Source organism: Hyphomicrobium sp. MC8b, assembly GCF_905067615.1.
In the GTDB taxonomy this organism is placed as follows: domain Bacteria; phylum Pseudomonadota; class Alphaproteobacteria; order Rhizobiales; family Hyphomicrobiaceae; genus Hyphomicrobium_B.
Genome location: NZ_LR898465.1, coordinates 3,619,684 through 3,641,204, shown reverse-complemented (window position 1 = coordinate 3,641,204; position 21,521 = coordinate 3,619,684). Strand labels below are relative to the sequence as shown.

The window sequence follows — 21,521 nt, the reverse complement described above, 5'->3', positions numbered from 1 at the left end:
CCCGGATTATCCGATTGCAGATGATATCGGCGGCAGAACGGGATTACGGCTCGGAAACGAATGAACCGCATCGAGAAATTTTTTGGTCTGCGCAACGAAGCTAAAATTCGCTACCTGGATGGCGAATTCGAAGTCCTGTCTCCCGGCGACTTCGTGCGCTGTGCCGTGACGGGCCAGCCGATCACCCTGCCGGATCTGCGTTATTGGAGCGTCGACGCCCAGGAAGCCTACGCGTCGCCGGAAATTTCGGTGCAGCGCTACCTTGAGCTGAAAGCCAAGGAAAACGACGACGCCCAGCCCGGCTGAGCCAGCTTTCCAGTTTCTCCCCCGTCGTCATCCCGGCGCAGGCCGGGATCCAGGCAAATCGAGACTCTACGCATGCGGGTGCTTGACTGGGTGCCGACCTTCGTCGGCATGACGGAACCGAAGTCAGCAGACTTTAACATCACCGGCCGAGCGCAGCGCGCAATGATTGCCGTAAAATTTCAAGGCCGTCGCCTTCGATCACCGTCGCAATGGCCAGCGTTTCCGAACGCTTTTTGAGATCGGCACAAAATCCTGAGCGATTGCCAATCCGGGCGTGATCCTTTTCCGTCGTCACGAGCATCGCGCCGAGACGCTCGGCATCATCGAGAAGGCCGCGCGCCTCTGCCTCGCTGAACGGGTGATGATCGGCAAATGCCCGCTTCGCAACGATATTCGCGCCCGTCTGTTCCAGTGTCGAAAAAAACCGTTCCGGATTGGCAATGCCAGCGAAGGCCACGACCCTTCGACCGCGAAAGCGGGCGGCGGTTTCGTCAGCTTGCGTCCGTGCGGCGATGATCGGCACTTCCGTCAAATTGCGGATCATTCGCACGGCGGGATTGTCGGCGTCCGCCGCGCCGCCCATCAGCATCACCAACTGCACCAGCGGTGCTTGCACGGCCAGTGGCGCGCGCAGCGGTCCGGCCGGAATAACGCGGCCGTTGCCAAACCCCCGTTTGGCATCGACGACAGCAATCGAAAGATCCTTCGCCAGCGCCGGGTTCTGCAACCCGTCGTCCATGATGATGACGGCGTTGGCGGATGCCATCGCTTCAATCATCTTCGCGCCCTGACGGCGGTCGCGGGCGATGACCGCCGGAAATGCGCGCGCGAGCAGCAACGGCTCGTCACCGACGTCTCCCGCGCTATGATGTTCCGGATCGAGGCGAAGCGGACCTTCAAGCTTGCCGCCGTAGCCGCGCGACAGAAACCACGGCTCTCGGCCTTCCGCGGCGATGATGTTCGCCAGCAGCAGCGCCAGCGGCGTCTTGCCTGACCCACCTGCCGTGAAGTTACCGACACAGATGACGGGCAGGGACGAGCGGTAAGGCCTGGCATTAAGAATGCGTCGCCGTGCAATGGCGCCGACGATAGCGGCGATGGGGGAAAGCAGCGATGCCTTCCATGTCCCGCCCGCCTCGTACCACCATCTCGGTTCCGAGACGGGCACGGCTCAGGCCTGCTTCTTTTCGAGCAGGGGCTGAATGGCGCCGACCGTTTTCGCCAGCGCGCCGCTCAATGATTGTAGCGCAAGGTCCGCGCCGTGGCGCATGCGTTTCGCCGCCGATTGATCTTCGAGCAGCATTGTCACTTGCTTTGCGATGTCATCGGACGAACGGACCTCGACCGCACCCCCTTCGCGGAACAGAGCGGAATAAGCATCACGGAAATTATAGACGAACGGCCCCGTCAGCACACACGAACCAAGCCGCACGGCTTCAATCGGATTTTGGCCGCCATGTTCCACCAGCGATCCGCCGACGAGCGCCACCGGCGAAATCGAATAGAACGCGCCAAGCTCGCCGATCGTGTCGGCAATATAGATTTCCGTGTCGCTCTCTGGTGCCGCCGAGCGCGTGCGAAGTTGCGTCCTGAGGCCCAGGCCGCCGAGCGTAGCGGCAAGCCCGCTGCCGCGCTCGGGGTGCCGCGGTACGATGATCGTCAGTAGGCCGTCGATCTCGCGGCGGATCAGCGAATGCGCCGCGGCGATCATCGCGTCTTCGCCCGGGTGCGTGCTCGCGGCGAGAAACAGCGGTCGTTGCCCGACAGCGTTGCGCAACGACGCCAACGTGGCGGCATCGACAGGCGGCGGCGGTGCATCGATCTTGAGGTTGCCGGCCGTGATGACGTTCGGCGCGCCGAGCCATTTCACAGCGCGCGCGATCTGCGAGTTCTGCGCCAGCACGGCAGCGAAGCGCGAGAACAGCGGCCGTCCGACAGCGGCGTATTTCCGCCAGCGGCGGATACTGCGCGGCGACATGCGCGCATTGACGAGCACCAGTGGAATATGACGCTCCGACGTGCCCAGAATGAGATTGGGCCAGATGTCCGATTCCGTGAAAATCGCCAGCGACGGCTTCCAGTGATCGAGAAAGCGCTTCACGTATTGCGGCACGTCGAGCGGCACGTATTGGTGCACAGCGCGCTCCGGCAGCCGGTTGGCGGCGATCTCGGCCGACGTCCTGGTGCCCGACGTCAGAAGAACATGAACGTGCGGATTTGCCCCGAGAATGCTGTCGATCAACGGCAGGATGGCGTTCGTCTCGCCGACGCTCGCGGCATGTATCCACACGACCTGGCCTTCGGGCCGCGGCCTGCCCGCGAAGCCCAGCCGCTCGCCGCGCCGGTCCGGATCTTCCTTGCCGCGCTTGCCGCGCAAGTTCAGCAGCATTGGCACGGCCGGTCGCAACACCGCCGTTCCAAGGCGATAGGTTTTCAGAGCCATCCCCGGCGCCGGAGGTGTCTCCGCAGCGAGCACATCGAGTGGCGTTGCCCGTGTGATATCGGCCCCCGCAAGTTCGTAAGCCCTCAGAGTAGCGGCATTGAGCGCAGTCTCAAGTTCGAGACGCTTGGCTTCCACATCCTCGGCCGTCGCTGTGCTCGGAACAGTGATGGGATCACCGGCGACCGCTGCTAACCGCGAGAACGGCAGATTGATCGTCAGCCTGCTCCAAGTATCGAAGGATGCGAACCGGTTCGTCGCAACGGCAACAGGCACGATCGGGCGTCCCGACATTTTCGCGATCGCGATGATGCCGGCGCCCGCCTCCCGCGCCGGTCCCGGCGGCACGTCCGCGGTCATGACGACCGATGAGCCTTCCTCAAGAGCTTGCAACGACGATCTGAGCGCCGATGCCCCGCCGCGATCCTTTTTTCGGTAGCCCGCGCCTGCGCCGCGAATCAGCTGAACGTCGATGGCCTGGAGCGTTTCGCTAATGATTTCCGCGTCGCCGTGGCGTGCCACCATTGCGGCAATTTTCACATTCTCCGGCCGCAGCGTCGCAACCATCATGAACTGGCCGTGCCAACACGCCGCAATGCACGGATGCGCCTCGCTAAGACGCTTCATCAGGTCCGGCGGTTCGTGGATAACGGTCGAGGATTGAGCAACGAGCCGAATGATACGAGCAGCGGTTTGTCCGCCTAGCCGCATAAGCTGCTTATTGATTTTGGCCATGCGAGCAGGGGCTGCCTTAATTGTGAGGTAAGCGGAAGGTTGTGCGCGACGCAGGACGTGGTTCTTCAAGCCCCTTGCAGCACGTTGCTATAGCGAATAACTAGCAAGTTCAATTGCGAACGGGCGTGGCTTTTTATGGCGTTTTGTAAACGAACATGACCCCCCGAGCCGTCGCTGGTGAAATCATAGCAGAAGGGCTGCCCGCTAATCGGGAGCATCGAGACAACTCCTGATGGCAAGCCTCCTTAAGCAGGCAAAACGCGGATTGCGACGCAAGAGCGGTGCGCTATTGCATAATGCAGTGCACGCCTCGCCACCTTGGATGCGTTCTAGATTTGCGCCAGCGCTTTGTTACGCTGAGATGCTATTTATCGATTATGGCATCGTTCGCATCCTATATAACAATCGCCATCATATCTCCAAAGACGTCTGGCGTTCCGCACAACCTGCTCCACATCACATTTCCTGGGCCGCGCGGCGAGGAATCCGAACCGTCGTCAATCTACGCGGGCCTGAGCAGTCTTTCGGGACGCGCTGGCTGGAGCAGCGGGCGTGCACGCGCCACGGCATCGCCCTCGCGGATTTGCGGCTGCGTTCGCGCGCCGCGCCGACGCGCGCCGAGTTCCAGTCGATCAAGGATCTGCTAGAAAAGGTCGAATTTCCGATTCTGGTGCACTGCAAGTCGGGTGCCGACCGCGCCGGTCTGATGAGCGTCATGGTGCGTCATATCCACGACGGTGTTCCGATTCGCGAAGCCGTTGACCAGCTTTCGTTTCGCTACGGACACATCCGGAGTGCCGACACCGGAGTGATCGATGCGGTCTTCGATCGTTATCTCGAAGCCGAGGCACAGACAGGCATCGGCTTCTGGGATTGGGTCAACACTGTTTATGACGCCCGCGAGGTCAGCACGACGTTCAAGGCGCGCGGGTGGGCCAACCGCCTCGTCAACGGCATCCTTCGCCGCGAGTAACTTCGCGCCGGCTGGCATCGGCATTATGCGATATCAATTGGCGATCATCGCCTGCGGACCACTCGCCGAGCGGTTAAGCCGCGCATAAGAACCGTTTCGCGCAATCAATTCCGAATGCCTGCCGCGTTCGACGATGCGGCCGCCGTCCATCACGCAAATGACGTCGGCATTCTGTACCGTTGAAAGCCGATGCGCGATGACGAGCGTCGTGCGCGAGCGGGTGAATTTCGCCAGCGCTTCCTGCACGAGCTGCTCGCTCTCGTTATCGAGCGCGCTCGTCGCTTCGTCGAGCAGCAGGATCGGCGCATTCTTCAGGATCGCGCGCGCTAACGCCAAACGCTGACGCTGTCCGCCAGAAAGTCGGCTGCCGCGATCGCCGATGATCGTCTTGTAGCCGTCGGGCAGCGTCATGATGAAGTCGTGCGCGGCAGCGGCCTTCGCAGCTTCGATGATATCGGCCTCGCTCGCGCCGAGCCGCCCGAGGCGGATGTTCGCTTCGATCGTATCGTCGAAAAGCGTGATGTCCTGACTGACGATCGCGATCTGATCGCGCAGCGATTTGAGCGTGACATCCATGACGTCCTGGCCGTCGATCAGGATCTGCCCTTCCGTCGCGTCAAAGAGCCGGGGCACGAGATTGATGATCGTCGATTTTCCGGCGCCGGAGCGGCCCACGAGCGCGATCGTCGATCCGCCCGGCACGTCGAGCGTGAATCCATGCACGGCCCGTTCCTCGGATGTCTTGTCGTAGGCGAACGAGACGTTGCGGAACGCGATTTCGCCTTTTGAAATAGCAAGCGTCTTGGCGCCGGGCTTGTCCGTGATCGACGGCAGTTCGTCGATCAGGCCGTAGAAACTTTCCGCGGCGGCAAGGCCTTCCTGCAGGCGACCCGTTAGATTGCCAAGCGATTTGATCGGCTGCGCGGCCATCATCAGCGCCGTCACGAAACCCATGAAATCGCCGACTGAGGATATGCCCTGCGAAATGCGCAAATATGCGAAGCCCACGACGCCCGCAATCGCGATGCCGCCCAGAACCTCAAGGATCGGATCCATCCGCGCCCGCGTCCGGACGGACTTCATCCGCAGCGAATAGATCTGCTCGAACATCGAATCGAGCCGGTCAGCGGCATAGTTTTCGAGCTGAAACGATTTGATCAGCCGGGCGCCGGAAAGCTTCTCAGTCAGCAGCGATGTCATGTCGCCGAGGCCGCTTTGCGTCTGCTTGGCGACGCGACGCAGCCGATGACTGATCGAGGCAACGGGAATGGCGGCCAGCGGATAGACGCCCAGCACGATGAGCGTCATCGCCCAGTCGAGATAAAGCATCGCAATGACGAGCGCGATGACCGAAAACGTATCGCGGAAGATCGAGTTCAGCGTCGCCGTCAGCGCGCTCTGAATGAAGCCGATATCGTTCGTCAGTCGCGACATCAGCCGTCCCGGCGTCTCGCGAGAGAGGCGCGCGAAATCGGCGTTGATGAGATGTCGGAACGCTATCTTCTGCATGTCCGATGTCATGCGCAGCACAAACCGGCTTGTCGCGACCGCCTGCAGAAACAGCAACGTCGCACGCGCGAGCGTGATTCCGACGATGGCAACCAGAACGTAGGGGAGGGCGCCGGGCTTGCCGCCCATCAACAGATCGAACGATTTCTTGATGACGCCCGGATAGCCGCCCGTGACGGCGGCAAGGCAGGTCGTGAGGAAAAGCGTCCAGGCGAGCTGCCAGCGACGCGGCCATACCCAATCGCGCACGAACCGCGCAAGCAGCGCGCGCGAAGCGGCATCGAGCCGGAGCTTCGGCCGCGGTTTCTTCTCGGCTTTCTTCAGGAGATCCGTCACGTCGCGGCAGTTGTCGGCTGTGAGAAGTCGAGCATCCGATGCAGCGGAACAACGAAATAGCGCATCATGGCGTTGTCGACGGAGCGCTGGGCCGCGCTTTTCCACGCAGCATAAGCTGACGGATAGTCGGGGAAGATGCCGACGACATCCAGACTGTCGGGTTCGCGGAATTCGTGGCCGTTGAGGGTTTTCAGTTCACCGCCGAACACGAGGTGCAGAAGCTGAGGCGCAGACTCGGGTGAAGATGTGGACTTGGACATGGACGGCTGTCGACTCCTGAAGGTTGCTCCCGCGAGATTCCTAGAAACCGCGTCGTTCCAGGACCGTCAACGGCGCAAACCGTCCGCCATGGCCCGGGAAAGTCGCGAATTCAGAATAAGTATTTGTTTACGCTATTTATTAAGCCGATCGGAAGAAAATTCTGCCAGGATGACAATCAATGCCCGTCTTGAGCGGCTCGAAAAGTCAACAGTGAGACCGAATAGCGCGGCGTGAGGTGTCCCTTCTCACGCCGCGTTATTTTTTTGCATTCAGCTAAGGCCCGCGAACCACGATAGGGCCATATCCGCGACAAGCCCCGCGAGCAGCGCCAGCCCGACGTCGCGATTGGACTTGAAGCGGCGCAGGCAATTGGCCGGATCGTCGATATCGAGCGTCGAGACCTGCCACGACATCTGCAGGAAAACCAAAACCACGGCGAGGAAGTAAACGAGGTGGGCGCCCGCGAGCGCACCCGCAACGAGCCACATCACGCCCGCCAGTGCATACATGCCGCCGACGAAAGAAACCGTGTCCTCGCCGAACTTCAACGCCGTCGAGCCCAGCCCGAGGAGCGCGTCGTCTTCCTTGTCCTGATGCGCATAGATCGTGTCGTAACCGACCGTCCAGAACACGCAGCCCGCATAGAGCGCCAGGGCAGGCAGCCCGATCGAACCTTTGATCGCCGCCCAGCCGACGAGCGCCCCCCAGTTGAACGCCAGCCCGAGAACGATCTGTGGATAAGACGTCACCCGTTTCGCGAACGGATAAACAGCAACGATCAGCAGCGACGCGATCGCCAGCCAGATCGTGAAGCTATTGAACTGCACGAGCACGGCGAGGCCGACTAGGGCCGAGATGATGATGAACGCAAGCGCAGCCGCCGGTGCGATCTGCCCGGACGCCAGCGGCCGGCTGGCCGTTCGTTGCACGCGGGCGTCGATATCGCGGTCGACGTAATCGTTATAGGCGCAGCCCGAGGCGCGCATCGCCAGCGCACCGATGGCGAACAGCAGGACATAGGTGAGATCGGGATAGTGGTCGCCTGAGTTCACCTGCGCCAGCGCTTGCGACCAAAGGCAGGGGAAAAGCAGCAGCCACATGCCGATCGGGCGATCGAATCGCCCAAGCCGAAGGAACGGCCGCCAGGATTCCGGCGCCCAGTGATCGACCCAGTTTTTCGGCGGTGCATCGGCAACACTTGCTGGCGGCTCGGGCGAAATCGCGGCACCCATCGTCAACTTCAGTTTCTCCTTAGCCTAATCCGCAAGACCTATCCGGCCTCCGTCATCGAAGCAACACGACCATCCGATTGCGATGAATTTGACTGCGCGCGCGGCTTCGATAAGACCGCATCATGGCCATCAGAGACTTGACCTCAGAACGACTGTTTGTTGACGCCGATCTCGCCCCGGGCGGGCGCGTCGAGCTGGAGCCCGCGCAAGCCCATTACCTGACGGCGGTATTGCGGCTGAAGCTCGGCGCCCGGCTCTTGGTCTTCAACGGCCGGAACGGTGAGTGGGTTGCGACCCTCAGCGAAACCCACAAGCGCGGCGGTGCTCTGACCGTCGACGATCAAGCGCGGCCGCAGGAAAGCGGCCCGGACGTCGATTATCTTTTCGCTCCGCTTAAGCGATCCCGGCTCGATTACATGGTCCAGAAGGCAACCGAGATGGGGGTCGCTCGGCTGCGGCCTGTGATCACGGAGCGGACCATCGCCGAGAGGGTTAATGGCGAGCGGATGCAGGCCAACGTCATCGAGGCGGCCGAGCAGTGCGGCGTCCTTCGAGTACCCGAAGTTCAGACGCCAGTCAGGCTCGACGACGTTTTGGATGCCTGGGACGCCAGCCGACGCATCGTGTTTTGTGATGAGCAGGATCAGGAAAACGACCCTATTGCCACGCTGCAAAAGCTTGAACCGGGTCCGCTCGCCATCCTGGTCGGTCCGGAAGGCGGGTTTTCGCCGCGCGAGCGTGAGCGCCTCGTCAGCAAGACATTCGTGACGCCGCTGTCGCTCGGCCCGAGAATCATGCGCGCCGACACCGCTGCCGTCGCAGTTCTGGCGCTTGTCAATGCCACACTTGGGGATTGGCGCCGCGACTAGGGTGACGCAGCCGAACCTATTGCCGTCCCCCTCGCACCTCGCCATAAGGCTCAAGCTGCGGGTCTGCCCGCGTCGGAATAGGAAGCTGGGCCGCTCGGGCATGTCGACACGAGAACAAGGTGCTGCCAGCGCGGCGATTGAGACGCGCGACGATCTCGTGCGCTGGATCGCGGCGGGCGAGAAGCCGAAGGTCGATTGGCGTATTGGCACCGAGCACGAGAAATTCGTCTTTCGCACCGTCACGCTGAAGCCGGTGCCTTACGGCGGTTCGGATGGCATCCGCGCGCTGATGGAAGCGCTCATCCAGCGCTATGGTTGGGTCGCCATCAAGGAAGGCGACAACATCATCGCCTTGAAGCGGCCTGAGGGCGAGAAGGGTGGCACGATCAGCCTGGAGCCCGGCGGCCAGTTCGAGCTTTCCGGCCAGCCGCTCGAAACGCTGCATGAGACCGCGGACGAAACGGACGAGCACCTGCGCGAAGTCCTCCGCGTCGGCGAAGATCTCGCTATCGGTTTTCTCGGCGTCGGCTTCACGCCGAAGTGGCGTCTCGATGAGATCCCGATGATGCCGAAGAAGCGCTATCAGGTCATGGCGCACTACATGCCGACGGTCGGCAGCCGTGGTCTCGACATGATGTTCCGGACCGCGACCATTCAGGTGAACCTCGATTTCGCCTCCGAAGCCGACATGGTGAAAAAGCTGCGCGTCTCACTGGCGCTACAGCCAATTGCAACGGCGCTATTTGCGTCTTCGCCCTTCACCGAAGGCAAGCCGAACGGTTATCAGTCGATGCGTAGCGCCGTCTGGCTCGATACCGACAAGCGGCGCACCGGCATGCTGCCCTTCGCATTCGAAGACGGTATGGGCTACGAGCGTTACGTCGATTATGCCCTCGATGTGCCGATGTATTTCGTCTACCGCGACGGCAATTACATCGACGTCGCTGGGTCTTCGTTCCGCGATTTCATGGCGGGCCGCCTGAAGGGCTTCGAAGGCGAACTGCCAACCATCGACGACTGGGCGGATCATCTCACCACGCTTTTTCCGGAAGTTCGCCTCAAACGTTTTCTAGAAATGCGTGGTGCGGATGGTGGACGCTGGGGGACGATCACCGCGCTTCCCGCGTTCTGGACCGGAATCCTTTATGACGACGACGCGCTCGATCAGGCCTGGGAGCTGGTTCGCGATTGGAGCGAAGACGAACGCGAAGCTCTGCGTGTCGGCGTCCCGAAAACAGGGCTCGCGACCCTGTTTCGTACCGAGACGGTAAGGACGTTGGCGTTGCGGGTATTGCGCATTTCGCGCACCGGTCTCAAAAATCGGCGTCGCATCAACGCTAAGAATCAGGACGAAACGATCTATCTGGCGCCGCTTGAGAAAATTGCCGGCAATGGCCAGACGGTTTCTGATGAGTTGCTTCGGCGCTATTCGGGGGAATGGCAGAACAATATTGATCATATTTTCGAAGAGCTTGCGTTCTGACCGCGCGCCTCGACAGCGTGCGGTTCAGCGCGTGTTCATGGTCGCCGCATTAGCCTCCCCGGTTTGCTTAGGACCAGCCGCCCAGCACCTAGGCCAGGTTTGAGGAGGCGGTACGTGTCGCGGTTGCGGTTGGCATCGATGAGGATGGGGGGGATGGCTGTTCTGGCTGTCCTGATCTTCTTCGCCTTTGCCGGAAACGCAGCGAAGGCCGACCCTTGTGCCATAGCGTGCCGCTCGCAGCACAACGCCTGCCGCATGGCGACCAAGCTTTTGTATACGCCGCGCTGCGACGCACAACTGCAAGCCTGCATCAGCCAGTGTTTCTCCGCCGGGCGGTTCAATCGTGGCATTCGCGAAGGCCGGGGACCTGACGATTTCCGTGATCACCGCGGCCCTCCTCCGCCGCCGGAAATGAGGGAGCCGCCGGAGCGACGCGGCCCGCCACGCGATTTCCGCGACCCGAGAGGTCCGCGCTGGCTCGGCGGAACCGGGCGTTGGGGCAGCTTTCGCTGACCCATCAATGGCTGTGGTCGCTGGCGTGCGGCCATATTGCCGGTCGCGGACACACGTGCGAGGATGCTTAACGCTGTTGAGCGGCGCCAAAGGCTGCCGTCCGCGACCTCGAAACAGCACCCTGAAGACCAACGTGGAGACGAAAGACGATGCCGCATATCGAGCTGCCTGAGCCCGATGCCGGCGTCATCCGCCGCTTGCCGATCCTGGTGGAAGGCTTGAAAGCGCGCGTCGGCAAAGACCTTCTGATCCTCGACGAGGAAGGCCGCCGCGCCTACGAGACGGATGCCTTCACTGCCTACCGCCGCGTGCCGATGCTCGTCGTGCTGCCGCGCACCACCGAGGAAGTCTCCAAGATCCTGAAGTTCTGCCACGAGAATGACGTCAAAGTCATTCCGCGCGGCGCCGGAACATCGCTCTGCGGCGGCTCGCTGCCGACGGAAGATTCTATCGTTCTCTGCATCTCGAAGATGAACCGCGTCATCGAGATCGATGGCGCCAATCGCATCGCGCGTGTCGAAGCCGGCATTACCAATCTGCAGATTACGGCGCAGGTCTCCAAGCAAGGTTTCTTCTACGCGCCGGACCCGTCGTCGCAATTGGCCTGTTCCCTAGCAGGCAACATCGCGATGAACTCTGGTGGTGCGCACTGCCTGAAGTACGGCGTCACGACGCACAACATCCTCGGCGTCAAGATGGTCCTGATCGATGGCACCATCGTCGAGATCGGCGGCACGACGCTCGAACGCAACGGCTATGATCTGTTGAGCTACGTCATCGGATCTGAAGGTCAGCTCGGCGTCATAACCGAGGCGACGGTGAAGCTCGTGCCCGCACCGGAAGGGGCTCGGCCGATGATGATCGGCTTCCGCTCGCCGGAAGCGGCAGGCAGTTGCGTGTCGGCCATCATCGCCGCCGGCATCATTCCGGTCGCCATCGAATACATGGATCGCGCGGCCATCGAAGTTTGCGAAGCATTCGCGGGCGCTGGTTACCCACTCGACGTTGAAGCTTTGCTCATCGTCGAAGTGGAAGGCTCCGAAAGTGAAATCGGCATCCTCTTAGGCCGCGTCGCCGAAATCGCCGCGCGCTTCGATCCCAAGACCGTGAAAATCAGCGCCGATCCCGAGCAAAGCGCCCGCATCTGGGCGGGCCGTAAGGCGGCGTTCGGCGCCATTGGCCGCGTCGCCGATTACCTTTGCATGGACGGCACCATTCCGCTCGGGCAGCTTCCGCACTGCTTGACGCGTATCAACCAGATCTGCGCCGAATACGGCCTGAAGGTTGCCAACATCTTCCACGCCGGTGACGGAAATCTGCATCCGCTCGTTCTCTACGACGCCAACGATCCCGAACAGGCCGACAAGGCCGAACTGGCGGGAGAAGCTATCCTGAAGCTCTGCGTCGAACTCGGCGGCTGTCTCACGGGTGAGCATGGCGTCGGCATCGAGAAGCGCGAGCTGATGGCGACGCAATTTTCGCAGACGGATCTGATGGTCCAGATGCGCGTTAAAACCGTCTTCGACCCGACGTGGCGGCTCAACCAGGCGAAGGTTTTCCCGCTCGCCTATACCGACGTCATGCGCACCGGAAATGCCGCAAGCGCGCCCGAGGCCGCCTAGGAGATCATTGGCTGTGAGCGAACTTTGGCGTCCCGCCGCCGAGTGGGAATTGCAATCCATGATCGCCAAGCTCGTGCGCGAGCAGCGCGGCATCGAAGTGGTAGGTCATGGCGCGCTTCGCAACACCGGCCGCGTCGCGAAATCCGATGTCGTACTGACGACGTCGGGCCTGAAAGGCATCACGCTCTACGAGCCGACCGAACTTGTCATGTCGGCGCGCTCCGGCACGCCGCTTTACGAGATCGAAGCAGTGTTGGCAGCGCGCGGCCAGATGCTGGCGTTTGAGCCGATCGACCTCGGTCCGGCGACGGGGGCTCCAGGAGGCGCGCTGTCGATCGGCGGCGTCTTCGCTACGAACTTCTCCGGCTCTCGCCGTATTTCGGCTGGTAGCGCGCGCGATAACCTCTTGGGCGTGCGCGCCGTCAACGGTCGCGGCGAGCTGTTTAAGTCGGGCGGACGCGTGATGAAGAACGTCACAGGATTGGACGTCGCGCGCGGCCTGACCGGAAGTTGGGGCACCCTCGCCGTTATGACGGAACTGACGTTTAAGGTCGCGCCGATCCCGCAAACGATGCAGACGTTGGCGTTTGTCGGCCTGCCTGACGATCTCGCCATCGAAGCGCTGAACGTCGCGCTGAATACGCCGCTGGAGGTTTCCGGCGCCGTCCATCTTCCGAAGAACTGTGCCGCGCGCCTCCGAACGCCGAAGCTGAGAGGCCTTGACCAGTCATTGACGCTGCTGCGACTTGAAACGTTTGCGGCCACCATCGACGAGCGCAAGGAAAAGCTGAAAGCTGCGCTGAAGGTCTACGGCGCGCCAGTCGAACTCGATTCCGAACATTCGTTCGGTCTCTGGAGCGAATTTCGCGCGCTGTCGATCATGCCTTTCTCGACCGAGACGGCGTTGTGGCGCATTTCGTCATTGCCCACGAAAGCCGCCGAGATCGTCTTCGCGATTCAGAAATTCATGCCAGCCGTTGCCTTCTACGATTGGTCGGGCGGCATGATCTGGCTCGAAGTCCCAGCCGCCGCGGACGCAGGCGCTGCCGACGTGCGCCGCGCCGTCGCCGTTCGCGACGGTCATGCAACCTTGATCCGTGCCGAACCCGAGGTTCGCAGCAGCGTCGATGTGTTCGAACCGCTGAAGCCCGAAATCGAGCGATTGACACGTGGCATCAAGTCGGCGTTCGATCCGGCGGGCCTTCTCAATCGCGGCCGCATGTACGCCAGTTTCTAGAAAAATAAGCCCGGCAGTCAGGCGCGATGCAAACCAATTTCAAGCCAGAGCAACTCAACGATCCGGATGTGAAGGAGGCCGAGCGCATCCTGCGCCGTTGCGTCCATTGCGGTTTCTGCACGGCGACCTGCCCGACCTACGTCGTGCTGGGTGACGAGCGCGACAGCCCGCGCGGCCGCATCTACGCCATCAAGGACATGCTTGAGAAAGGCCTCGACGCGAAGCCCGAAATCTCGACGCACATCGATCGCTGTCTTTCGTGCTTCTCTTGCATGACGACCTGCCCATCGGGCGTCGATTACATGCATCTGGTTGAAGTGGCGCGAAAGCATATCGAGAAGACCGGGCATCGTAGCCTGAAGGATCGCCTCATCCGCCGCGCCTTGACAGAAATCCTGCCGCATCCGCGCCGCTTCCGCTGGGCGTTACGCGCAGCCCCGCTCGGCCGTCGTCTGGCGCCGACGCTGCGCAAGCTGAACTTTCCCGAACTCGCCGCAATGGTCGAGCTGGCGCCTCAGCAAAGTCCGAACGCCGGACGCTTCAAAGGTCCTGGCACAGCGTCGCCGACAGGCGTACGAACCGGCCGCGTCATCATGCTCGCCGGCTGTGCCCAGCAGGTGCTGCGGCCCGAGATCAACGACGCGACGATCCGGCTGTTTGCGCGTGGCGGCGTCGATGTCGTCGTCTCAGCGGGCGCGGCGTGCTGCGGCGCCTTGAGCCAGCACATCGGCCAGGAGGAAAAGGCGATCGCAGCGGCCAAGATCAACGTCGATGCCTGGAGCAAGGAAATCGCCAAGGGCGGCGTCGACGCCATCATCATCAACACGTCGGGCTGCGGCACGACGGTGAAAGACTACGGCCACCTGTTGAAGCACGAGCCCGACTACGCCGAGCGGGCTAAAACCATCTCGTCGATGACTAAGGACGTGACGGAATTCCTAGATCAGTACGACATCGGCGCTCCGAAGCGTTGGTCGAGGCTTAAGGTCGCGTATCACGCCGCCTGTTCATTGCAGCACGGTCAGCGCGTGACGACCCAACCGAAAGCGCTGTTGAAGAAGGCTGGATTTACCGTTCTTGACGTTCCGGAAGCGCATCTATGTTGCGGCTCGGCGGGCATCTACAATATTGTTCAGCCGGAGATCGCAGGCGCGCTACGGGATCGCAAGGCCGGTCACATCAAGTCGTTGAAGCCCGACGTTGTGGCGGCCGGCAACATCGGTTGCATCACGCAGCTCGGGACGGCTCTTGAGGTTCCGGTCGTGCATACGATCGAGCTGCTCGATTGGGCGCACGGCGGCCCAGTTCCACCCGGCCTCGAAGCGCTCGAAAAGTATTCGACAGACGTTCCGCAGCCGAAGAACACAGTTGAGGATTATATCGGCGCATGACCACCGCACCCCAAGTTACCAAATCCCGCGAGCTTTTAAGCGACAAGCTGAAGGCCCACATCCGCGGCAAGGCCAAGCCGGTCGGCTCGCTCGGACGGCTCGAAGAGCTCGCCCTGCAGATCGGCCTGATCGCCGGATCGACGGCGCCCGACCTAGGCAATGCAAAGATCGTGGTCTTCGCCGCCGATCACGGCATCACGGCCGAAGGCGTGACGGCATATCCCTCCGTCGTCTCCCGCGAGATCGCGAAGTTCGTTCTCTTGGGCTCCGCTGGCGTCAACGTGCTCGCGCGCGCGGCTGGCATCGGCGTTGAACTCGTCGATGCCGGACTGCTCGAACCGCTGCCGCCGCATGAATTATTGACGGAGCGCCGCATCGGCCCCGGCACGAAAAACGCGCGCCGCGAACCGGCAATGTCGGTTGAAGAATGCACCGCTGCGCTCGACGCAGGCCGCGTTCTCGATGCACGCCTAGGCACCGAAAATGTCGGCATCGTCGGCTACGGTGAAATCGGTATCGGCAATACGAGTTCGGCGTCGCTGATCGCGCATGCCCTGACAGGCCTCGATCTCAGAACATTGGTCGGCCCCGGCGCAGGCGCGCCCGCCCTCGGCCTCGATCACAAATATCAGGTGCTGACGGAAACGATTGATCGCGCCGCCATCGCACCGTCGACTGAAGCGGGCCGCACCTTCGAAGTCCTCCGTCAGTTCGGCGGTTTCGAAATCGTCATGATGGCAGGCGCCATGACGGCGGCGGCACAAGCGGGTCGGGTGATCGTCGTCGATGGCTTTATCTCGACGGCGGGCGCCATTGCCGCGGAAGCGCTTTATCCGGGCACGCTCGACAACTGTGTCTTCGCCCATTGCTCGGCTGAACCCGGCCACGCTGCATTACTCCGTCATCTGCACGTTAAACCGCTGCTCGAACTGGAGATGCGGCTTGGCGAAGGGACGGGCGCGGCCCTTGCCGTGCCGATCATTCGGGGCGCGGAATTGATGCTGCGCGAGATGGCCGATCTGCCGGGCGAACATCCCGAATGATCGCGCATGAGGTTCGGTTTTTCCTCATCGCTCTGCAATTTCTGACGCGCATCCAGGTAAAGCAGATCATTCCTTTTCCCGAGGATTGGCTGCCGCGCTCGGCAAAATATATGCCGCTTGTCGGCGCGCTCATTGGCGCGACCGTCGGCCTTGTCATGCTCGCGGCTACTGTTGTCTTTCCCGCATCGGTCGCCGTCGTCATCGGCCTCGTCGCGTCGGTGCTGCTGACCGGCGCGCTGCATGAAGACGGACTTGCTGACACGGTCGATGCTTTCGGCGGCGGGTCGAACGTCGAGCGCCGCCTCGAAATCATGAAGGACAGCCGCATCGGCACCTATGGCGTCCTCGCGCTCATTGCCGTTCTCGCACTGAAAGGAACGTCGCTTGCCGCCATCGGGCCGGTCGCTGTTATCGGCGCGTTGATCGCCGCTTATGCGGGTGGCCGCCTCGCCGCGGTGCTAGCGCTGGCATTTCTCCCTTATGCCGGCGGCGATAACGTCAAAGTCAGCCGCTCGCCGGTCCGGATGACGCGGGGCGAACTCATCGTCGCGATCGTGACGGGCCTCACCGTCGGGCCGTTCGTTATGAGCATCGCAGCTTTCTTCGCGGCAACCGTTGTCGCTTTCACCGCCGCGGCCGTGATTGCGATCCTCGCGCAACGCAAGATCGGCGGTTATACCGGCGACGTGCTGGGCGCCGTCGAGCAGGTTTACGAGACTGCGTTCCTGGCTGTTGCCGCCGCCGTAATCGCAGGCGCCGGCTGATCATCTTGTCCGCCCCGCGCAGATCTGCTGATCCAAATTGGCACGAGGCAAAGCCGTAGTTCTCATTTAAATGAATGTCGTTCACACGGCGCATTCTCGCCGCGATGGGGGGCGAGTATCCGCTCGCAACGCCAAGAGTGTAGTGCGTAATGGCGACGGCAGAAACGGGGAACGGTGCTTATCTGAGCGCCGCAGGGGAACAGGCGCGGTCGGCGACGCCGGGCGAAAGCCGCTTTGTTGCCGAAATTTTTGACGGTGCTGACGATGCGCTGGCAGCACTCGAAGTCATTGAAGGCGGCCTCGTCGCAACGGGCTTTCAAACGCTTAACTGGCTTACCGTTTTCTATGACGAAGTCGCGCACGCGCACCGCGCCATGCCGCGTCTTGCTGTCGTAACCGACAGCGAAAGCGATCAGGTTGTTCTGGCTTTGCCGCTCGTTGTCGCGAAGGAAGGTCTGTTGCGCGTTGCGAGCCTCGCCGCTCTCGAAGCCGTGGGCCAAGGCGCGCCTCTTCTTGGGCCCGAGCCGTTGTCCGATCCCGACCGCATTCGCGATATTTGGCGAGCGTTGCGTGCCGCCATCCGCGATGTCGATCTTATCCGCCTCGAACGTATGCCCGCCGAGATCGGCGGTTGCCCGAACCCACTGATTGATCTGTTCGGCAGTTCTACGTCGCGTGCTTCGGCGCACCGCCTCGTCATAACGGGCAGCTTCGATGATTATCTGCAGGGGCTCGGCAAGAGGTACCGCAAGGACGTGGAGCGCTGCCATCGGCTCTGGCAGAGCGAGGACAATCCGCGCCTCGTCTGTGCCGAGACCGATGATGAGATCGCGCACATCTTTGCGACGATGGAGGAGCAGCAGGCCGTGTGGCACGCTGCTCGCGGAACCAAGGACATTTTTGCCGAGAGGTCCAATCGCGAATTTTTCGAGCGCCTGGCTTTCGACGGCGCCGACGCCGGGGTGACGTTGCTGTTTGCACTGGAGGCGTGCGGCCGGATCGTCGCCACCCTGTTCGGCCTGAGCCATGAGGGCGCCTTTTCGCTGCTCTCAATTTCGACAGGCGGCGAGCAATGGAGCCACCTTTCGCCCGGCCGCCTCGTCGTGCTCGAAACGGTGAAGCATCTGGTGGCCCAAGGTGTCCGCCGCTTCGACTTGGGCATTAACGCCAATCCGCTGAAGCACGGGTTCGGAACCGAGGAAATCCCTCTTTACGATCTCATCGTCGCCCAGGACCTCGCGGCCCTGCCAAAAGCGATCGCGCACGAGCTTGGCGTCCAGCTCCGCGGCACCTCGCGCCTCACGTCGGCGCTCAAGAGGGCGCTGCCCCGCTTCCGAAGCTGAATTTTGGGCATTTCTGCCCGACTTTCCTCATGCCGGTCGATCCGATATAAGGCGGGCTCACACGCCGGACGCCCGCCAGGGTGTCTCGGCAACTTTTTTATTTGGCCCTGGTTCTCCGATCCTCGTCATGTCCAAAGCAAATACCAACACGCGTCCCAAAGCGCGCCTCGCGAAGGGTTTTCGCGATATCGAAGCGCCCGAGCTGAAGGCGCTCAATGACATGATCGCGAAGATCCGTGACGTCTATGAGCGCTATGGCTTCGAGGCGCTCGAAACGCCTGCGATCGAATATACCGACGCGCTCGGCAAGTTTCTGCCCGACCAGGATCGTCCGAATGCAGGCGTCTTCTCGTTTCAGGACGAGGACGAGCAATGGATGAGCCTGCGCTATGATCTCACCGCGCCGCTCGCTCGTTATGTGGCTCAGAATTTCCAGACCCTGCCGAAGCCGTTCCGCCGCTATGCGTTCGGCAACGTCTATCGCAACGAGAAACCCGGCCCCGGCCGCTTTCGCCAGTTCATGCAGTTCGATGCCGATACGGTGGGGGCGAAAAGCGTCGCAGCCGATGCCGAACTCTGCATGCTCGCTGCCGATACGCTTGAAGCACTTGGGCTGAAGGGCAAATATGTCATCAAGGTCAACAGCCGCAAGGTGCTCGACGGTATGTTGGAGACGGTCGGCGTTGATCTTGCCGACGACACGCGCCGCTTAGCAGTCCTCCGTTCACTTGATAAGCTCGATAAATTTTCTAAGGACGAAGTCGCGCTTCTTTTAGGCCCTGGACGCAAGGACGAATCCGGCGATTTCACCAAGGGTGCTGGACTGAAGAAAGAACAAATTGATGCGCTCTTGGATTTCGTGAGTCAGCCGGCTCTCGAACAGGCCAGCCCTGGCATCGCAGCAAAGCGCACCGGAAGCTTCGAGCCGTCACAGCTCTACGTCGATGGATTGGCCGATCTCAGCGAACTCAAACGCTTCGTGGAGAAAGCCGGATATGAGGGCAAAATTCGAGTTCCCGATTACTCTGTCGTCCGCGGGCTCGAATATTACACCGGCCCGGTCTTCGAAGCCGAGCTGACATTCGAGATCAAAGGCGACGACGGCAAACCTGTGCGGTTCGGTTCTGTTGGCGGCGGCGGTCGCTACGACGATCTCATCGCGCGCTTCACCGGCCAGCAAGTTGCTGCCACGGGCTTCTCCATTGGCGTGTCGCGCTTGCAGGCTGCGCTGTCACTCATCAATGAGAGCAAGATCCAAGCGCTCGGCCCAGTGGTCGTTCTCGTCATGGATAAGGACGCCGACTCGGTGGCCGGTTATCAAAAAATGACGCAAGCGCTCCGCAACGCCGGTATCCGCGCCGAGATGTACCTCGGAAACGCAAAATCATTCGGCGACCAAATTAAATACGCCGACAAGCGCAACAGCCCGTGCGTCATCATTCAAGGTTCGGATGAGCGCGCCAAGGGCGAGGTGACGATCAAGGATCTGATCGAAGGCGCGAAAGCCGCCGCCGCGATCAAGGACAACAAGGAATGGAAAGAGACGCGCCCGGCTCAGTTCTCTGTTTCCGAAGCGCACCTCGTGCAAGAAGTTCACAATCTCATCAAGCGGCACCAGGAATAGCTATGACCGCTGAGACAGTCCAAAATCTCGAAGCGCTGGCAAGCCAAGCGCAGACGATGATGTCGGTCTTCATCAAGGCCGGCTACGATGCCGTCGCGCCGCCGATCATCCAGCCCGCTGACGTCTTTCTCGACGTCATCGGCGAGAGCCTGCGCGCGCGAACGTACGTCTTCACTGATCAGGACGGCGCCGAGCTGTGCCTGCGCCCCGACATCACCGTGCCGACCTGCCGCCTGCACTTAGAGCGTCATGCTGATCCGATGACGCCCGCGCGCTATTGCTACAACGGCCCGGCGTTCCGATTTCAGCCGCAAGGCGCAACCGCCGCGCACCCGCGCGAGTTCCGCCAAGCCGGTATCGAGCGCTTCGGCGATAAGTCGCGCGAAGTGGCCGAAGCTGAGACAGTCGCGATCATCATCAAGGCCATCGAGAAGACGGGCTTCAAGGACTGGACGATGCGCCTCGGCGATCTCGGCCTGTTTTCGAGCGTGCTCGATGCCGCTGGCCTGTCCCCGAACTGGAAAAAGCGTCTCGACGATGCGTTCCTGCGGCCGCTTTCGTTCCGTGAAGCCCTGAAAGGCTATGCGGCAAGCGTGCGCCCGGCGTCTTCGAGCATCCCGGAAGAGGTTCTCTCCTCGCTTCGCCGCGACGACATGGAGGCAAGCGAAGCCGCGGTCGCCGTCTATCTCGAAGAAGAAGCCATCGAGCTGATCGGTACGCGCTCGCTCACCGACATCACGACGCACCTCATCGACATCGCCGAGGATCGCCAGGAGAAGCCGCTCGACACGCAAACCATCGAGCTGATCGAGCGTTACATCAATGTCTCCGGTCCGGCGATCACGGCGGGCGAAAAGATCTCTGCGCTGATCAAGGAAGCGCCGAACGGTTCTGGCTACGCGCTCGAAACCTACGACCGCCGCCTGGCTCTCCTCGCCAACGCCGGCATCGACCTCGACCGCGTGACGTTTTCCGCCGAGTTCGGCCGCACACTCGCATATTATACCGGCCTCGTCTTCGAGGTGAACGCCGCGGAACTTGGCGCCAAAAGTCCGATCGCCGGAGGTGGTCGTTATGACGGTTTGATGCGCGCCGCGGGCTCGAACGAAGACATTCCGGCCGTCGGCGCGGCGGTTCATTCCGAGCGCTTGCTGGCAGTCCGGGGAGGCAAAGCATGAGCAAGCTGACGCTCGCTATCCCCTCAAAGGGCCGTCTGATGGAACAGACGACCGACATGTTCGCGCGAGCTGGTCTTGTCGTGCGCAAGGTCGGCCACGTTCGCGGCTATCGCGGCGAGATCGAAGGCCTTCCCGGCGTCGACGTCGCGTATGTGTCGTCGAGCGAAATCGCAGAAGCCTTGAAGTCCGGCAGCGTCCACCTCGGTATTACCGGCGAAGACTTGATCCGCGAGAACATCTCCGACGCCGCTACGCGCATTCGTTTCCTGCACAAGCTTGGCTTCGGTTTCGCTGACGTCGTCGTTGCAGTGCCGACGTGCTGGATCGATGTTTCGACCGTGGCCGAACTCGAAGAGATCGCCATTCCGTTTCGCCGCAAGCACGGCCGCTGGCCTCGCGTCGCGACGAAATACATCAACCTGACGCGCCGCTTCTTCGGCTCCAAGGGTTACGGTGATTATCGCATCATCGAAAGCGCCGGCGCGACCGAGGGAGCCCCGTCATCCGGCATGGCGGAGCTGATCGTCGACATAACGACGACGGGCGAAACGCTCCGCGCCAACGGTCTCAAGATTTTGGACGACGGCGTGATCCTCAAATCGCAAGCCAACCTGTTCGCGACGAACGCCGCGCCATGGACGCCGGAACTCGAAGCGCTTTGC

The 21,521-nt window shown here is 61.7% G+C and carries 16 protein-coding genes and 2 pseudogenes; 13 read left to right on the top strand and 5 right to left on the bottom strand.

What is annotated here, in order from left to right:
• Positions 1 to 60: 60 nt before the first annotated feature.
• Positions 61 to 306: a DUF2093 domain-containing protein gene (locus ACLB1Z_RS17525; RefSeq protein WP_409560997.1), complete on the top strand. Its 246-nt coding sequence runs from the start codon at positions 61 to 63 to the stop codon at positions 304 to 306.
• Between the two features lie 139 nt (positions 307 to 445).
• Here ACLB1Z_RS17525 and lpxK read toward each other — a convergent pair whose 3' ends face one another.
• Both lpxK and ACLB1Z_RS17515 read right to left on the bottom strand, forming a co-directional pair.
• Entirely contained in the window at positions 446 to 1,474 is a 1,029-nt protein-coding gene (gene lpxK, locus ACLB1Z_RS17520) for a tetraacyldisaccharide 4'-kinase (protein ID WP_409560996.1), read from the bottom strand.
• 3 nt (positions 1,475 to 1,477) lie between these two features.
• On the bottom strand, positions 1,478 to 3,481 hold the full coding sequence (locus ACLB1Z_RS17515) for a glycosyltransferase N-terminal domain-containing protein (RefSeq protein ID WP_409560995.1): 2,004 nt from the start codon (positions 3,479 to 3,481) through the stop codon (positions 1,478 to 1,480).
• 361 nt (positions 3,482 to 3,842) lie between these two features.
• Between ACLB1Z_RS17515 and ACLB1Z_RS17510 the strand changes: the two genes are divergently transcribed.
• Positions 3,843 to 4,454 carry a fused DSP-PTPase phosphatase/NAD kinase-like protein gene (locus tag ACLB1Z_RS17510; RefSeq protein WP_409560994.1) on the top strand — a complete coding sequence of 204 codons (612 nt, stop codon included), beginning with the start codon at positions 3,843 to 3,845 and terminating at the stop codon, positions 4,452 to 4,454.
• A 33-nt stretch (positions 4,455 to 4,487) separates the two neighbouring features.
• Here ACLB1Z_RS17510 and ACLB1Z_RS17505 read toward each other — a convergent pair whose 3' ends face one another.
• The 3 genes from ACLB1Z_RS17505 to ubiA form a co-directional block, all read right to left on the bottom strand.
• Positions 4,488 to 6,299 carry an ABC transporter ATP-binding protein gene (locus tag ACLB1Z_RS17505; protein WP_409560993.1) on the bottom strand — a complete coding sequence of 604 codons (1,812 nt, stop codon included), beginning with the start codon at positions 6,297 to 6,299 and terminating at the stop codon, positions 4,488 to 4,490.
• A complete protein-coding gene (locus ACLB1Z_RS17500) occupies positions 6,296 to 6,559 on the bottom strand; it encodes a DUF4170 domain-containing protein (RefSeq protein ID WP_013949425.1) in 264 nt (87 codons plus the stop codon). The genes ACLB1Z_RS17505 and ACLB1Z_RS17500 overlap by 4 nt, the downstream gene beginning before the upstream one ends.
• A 270-nt stretch (positions 6,560 to 6,829) precedes the next feature.
• The gene (gene ubiA / locus ACLB1Z_RS17495) at positions 6,830 to 7,792 is read right to left on the bottom strand and encodes a 4-hydroxybenzoate octaprenyltransferase (RefSeq protein WP_409563300.1); all 963 of its coding nucleotides are present in this window, start codon (positions 7,790 to 7,792) and stop codon (positions 6,830 to 6,832) included.
• 122 nt (positions 7,793 to 7,914) lie between these two features.
• Between ubiA and ACLB1Z_RS17490 the strand changes: the two genes are divergently transcribed.
• The 11 genes and pseudogenes from ACLB1Z_RS17490 to hisG all read left to right on the top strand — a co-directional run.
• On the top strand, positions 7,915 to 8,661 hold the full coding sequence (locus tag ACLB1Z_RS17490; protein ID WP_409560992.1) for a 16S rRNA (uracil(1498)-N(3))-methyltransferase: 747 nt from the start codon (positions 7,915 to 7,917) through the stop codon (positions 8,659 to 8,661).
• A 100-nt stretch (positions 8,662 to 8,761) separates the two neighbouring features.
• Complete coding sequence (locus tag ACLB1Z_RS17485; RefSeq protein ID WP_409560991.1) at positions 8,762 to 10,144, top strand: glutamate--cysteine ligase; 1,383 nt, start codon at positions 8,762 to 8,764, stop codon at positions 10,142 to 10,144.
• Positions 10,145 to 10,806: 662 nt separating this feature from the next.
• Positions 10,807 to 12,153: pseudogene (locus tag ACLB1Z_RS17480) on the top strand (FAD-binding oxidoreductase); the annotation flags it as partial.
• Between the two features lie 139 nt (positions 12,154 to 12,292).
• Positions 12,293 to 13,516: an FAD-binding protein gene (locus tag ACLB1Z_RS17475; protein WP_409560990.1), complete on the top strand. Its 1,224-nt coding sequence runs from the start codon at positions 12,293 to 12,295 to the stop codon at positions 13,514 to 13,516.
• Between the two features lie 26 nt (positions 13,517 to 13,542).
• Positions 13,543 to 14,907 (top strand): glycolate oxidase subunit GlcF, encoded by a 1,365-nt coding sequence (glcF, locus tag ACLB1Z_RS17470; protein WP_409560989.1) that lies wholly within the window; start codon positions 13,543 to 13,545, stop codon positions 14,905 to 14,907.
• Positions 14,904 to 15,950, top strand: coding sequence for a nicotinate-nucleotide--dimethylbenzimidazole phosphoribosyltransferase (cobT, locus tag ACLB1Z_RS17465; RefSeq protein ID WP_409560988.1), 1,047 nt, complete (start codon positions 14,904 to 14,906; stop codon positions 15,948 to 15,950). Before glcF ends, cobT begins: the two co-directional genes overlap by 4 nt.
• Positions 15,947 to 16,714 carry an adenosylcobinamide-GDP ribazoletransferase gene (gene cobS / locus ACLB1Z_RS17460; RefSeq protein WP_409560987.1) on the top strand — a complete coding sequence of 256 codons (768 nt, stop codon included), beginning with the start codon at positions 15,947 to 15,949 and terminating at the stop codon, positions 16,712 to 16,714. Before cobT ends, cobS begins: the two co-directional genes overlap by 4 nt.
• A gap of 149 nt (positions 16,715 to 16,863) precedes the next feature.
• Positions 16,864 to 18,057 carry a GNAT family N-acetyltransferase gene (locus ACLB1Z_RS17455; protein ID WP_409560986.1) on the top strand — a complete coding sequence of 398 codons (1,194 nt, stop codon included), beginning with the start codon at positions 16,864 to 16,866 and terminating at the stop codon, positions 18,055 to 18,057.
• A gap of 127 nt (positions 18,058 to 18,184) precedes the next feature.
• A complete protein-coding gene (gene hisS / locus ACLB1Z_RS17450) occupies positions 18,185 to 19,681 on the top strand; it encodes a histidine--tRNA ligase (RefSeq protein ID WP_409560985.1) in 1,497 nt (498 codons plus the stop codon).
• Positions 19,682 to 19,683: 2 nt separating this feature from the next.
• Positions 19,684 to 20,859, top strand: a complete 1,176-nt coding sequence (locus ACLB1Z_RS17445) for an ATP phosphoribosyltransferase regulatory subunit (protein WP_409560984.1) — start codon at positions 19,684 to 19,686, stop codon at positions 20,857 to 20,859.
• Positions 20,856 to 21,506: pseudogene (gene hisG, locus ACLB1Z_RS17440) on the top strand (ATP phosphoribosyltransferase); the annotation flags it as partial. The gene ACLB1Z_RS17445 and the pseudogene hisG, both read left to right, overlap by 4 nt.
• Between the last annotated feature and the right edge of the window lie 15 nt (positions 21,507 to 21,521).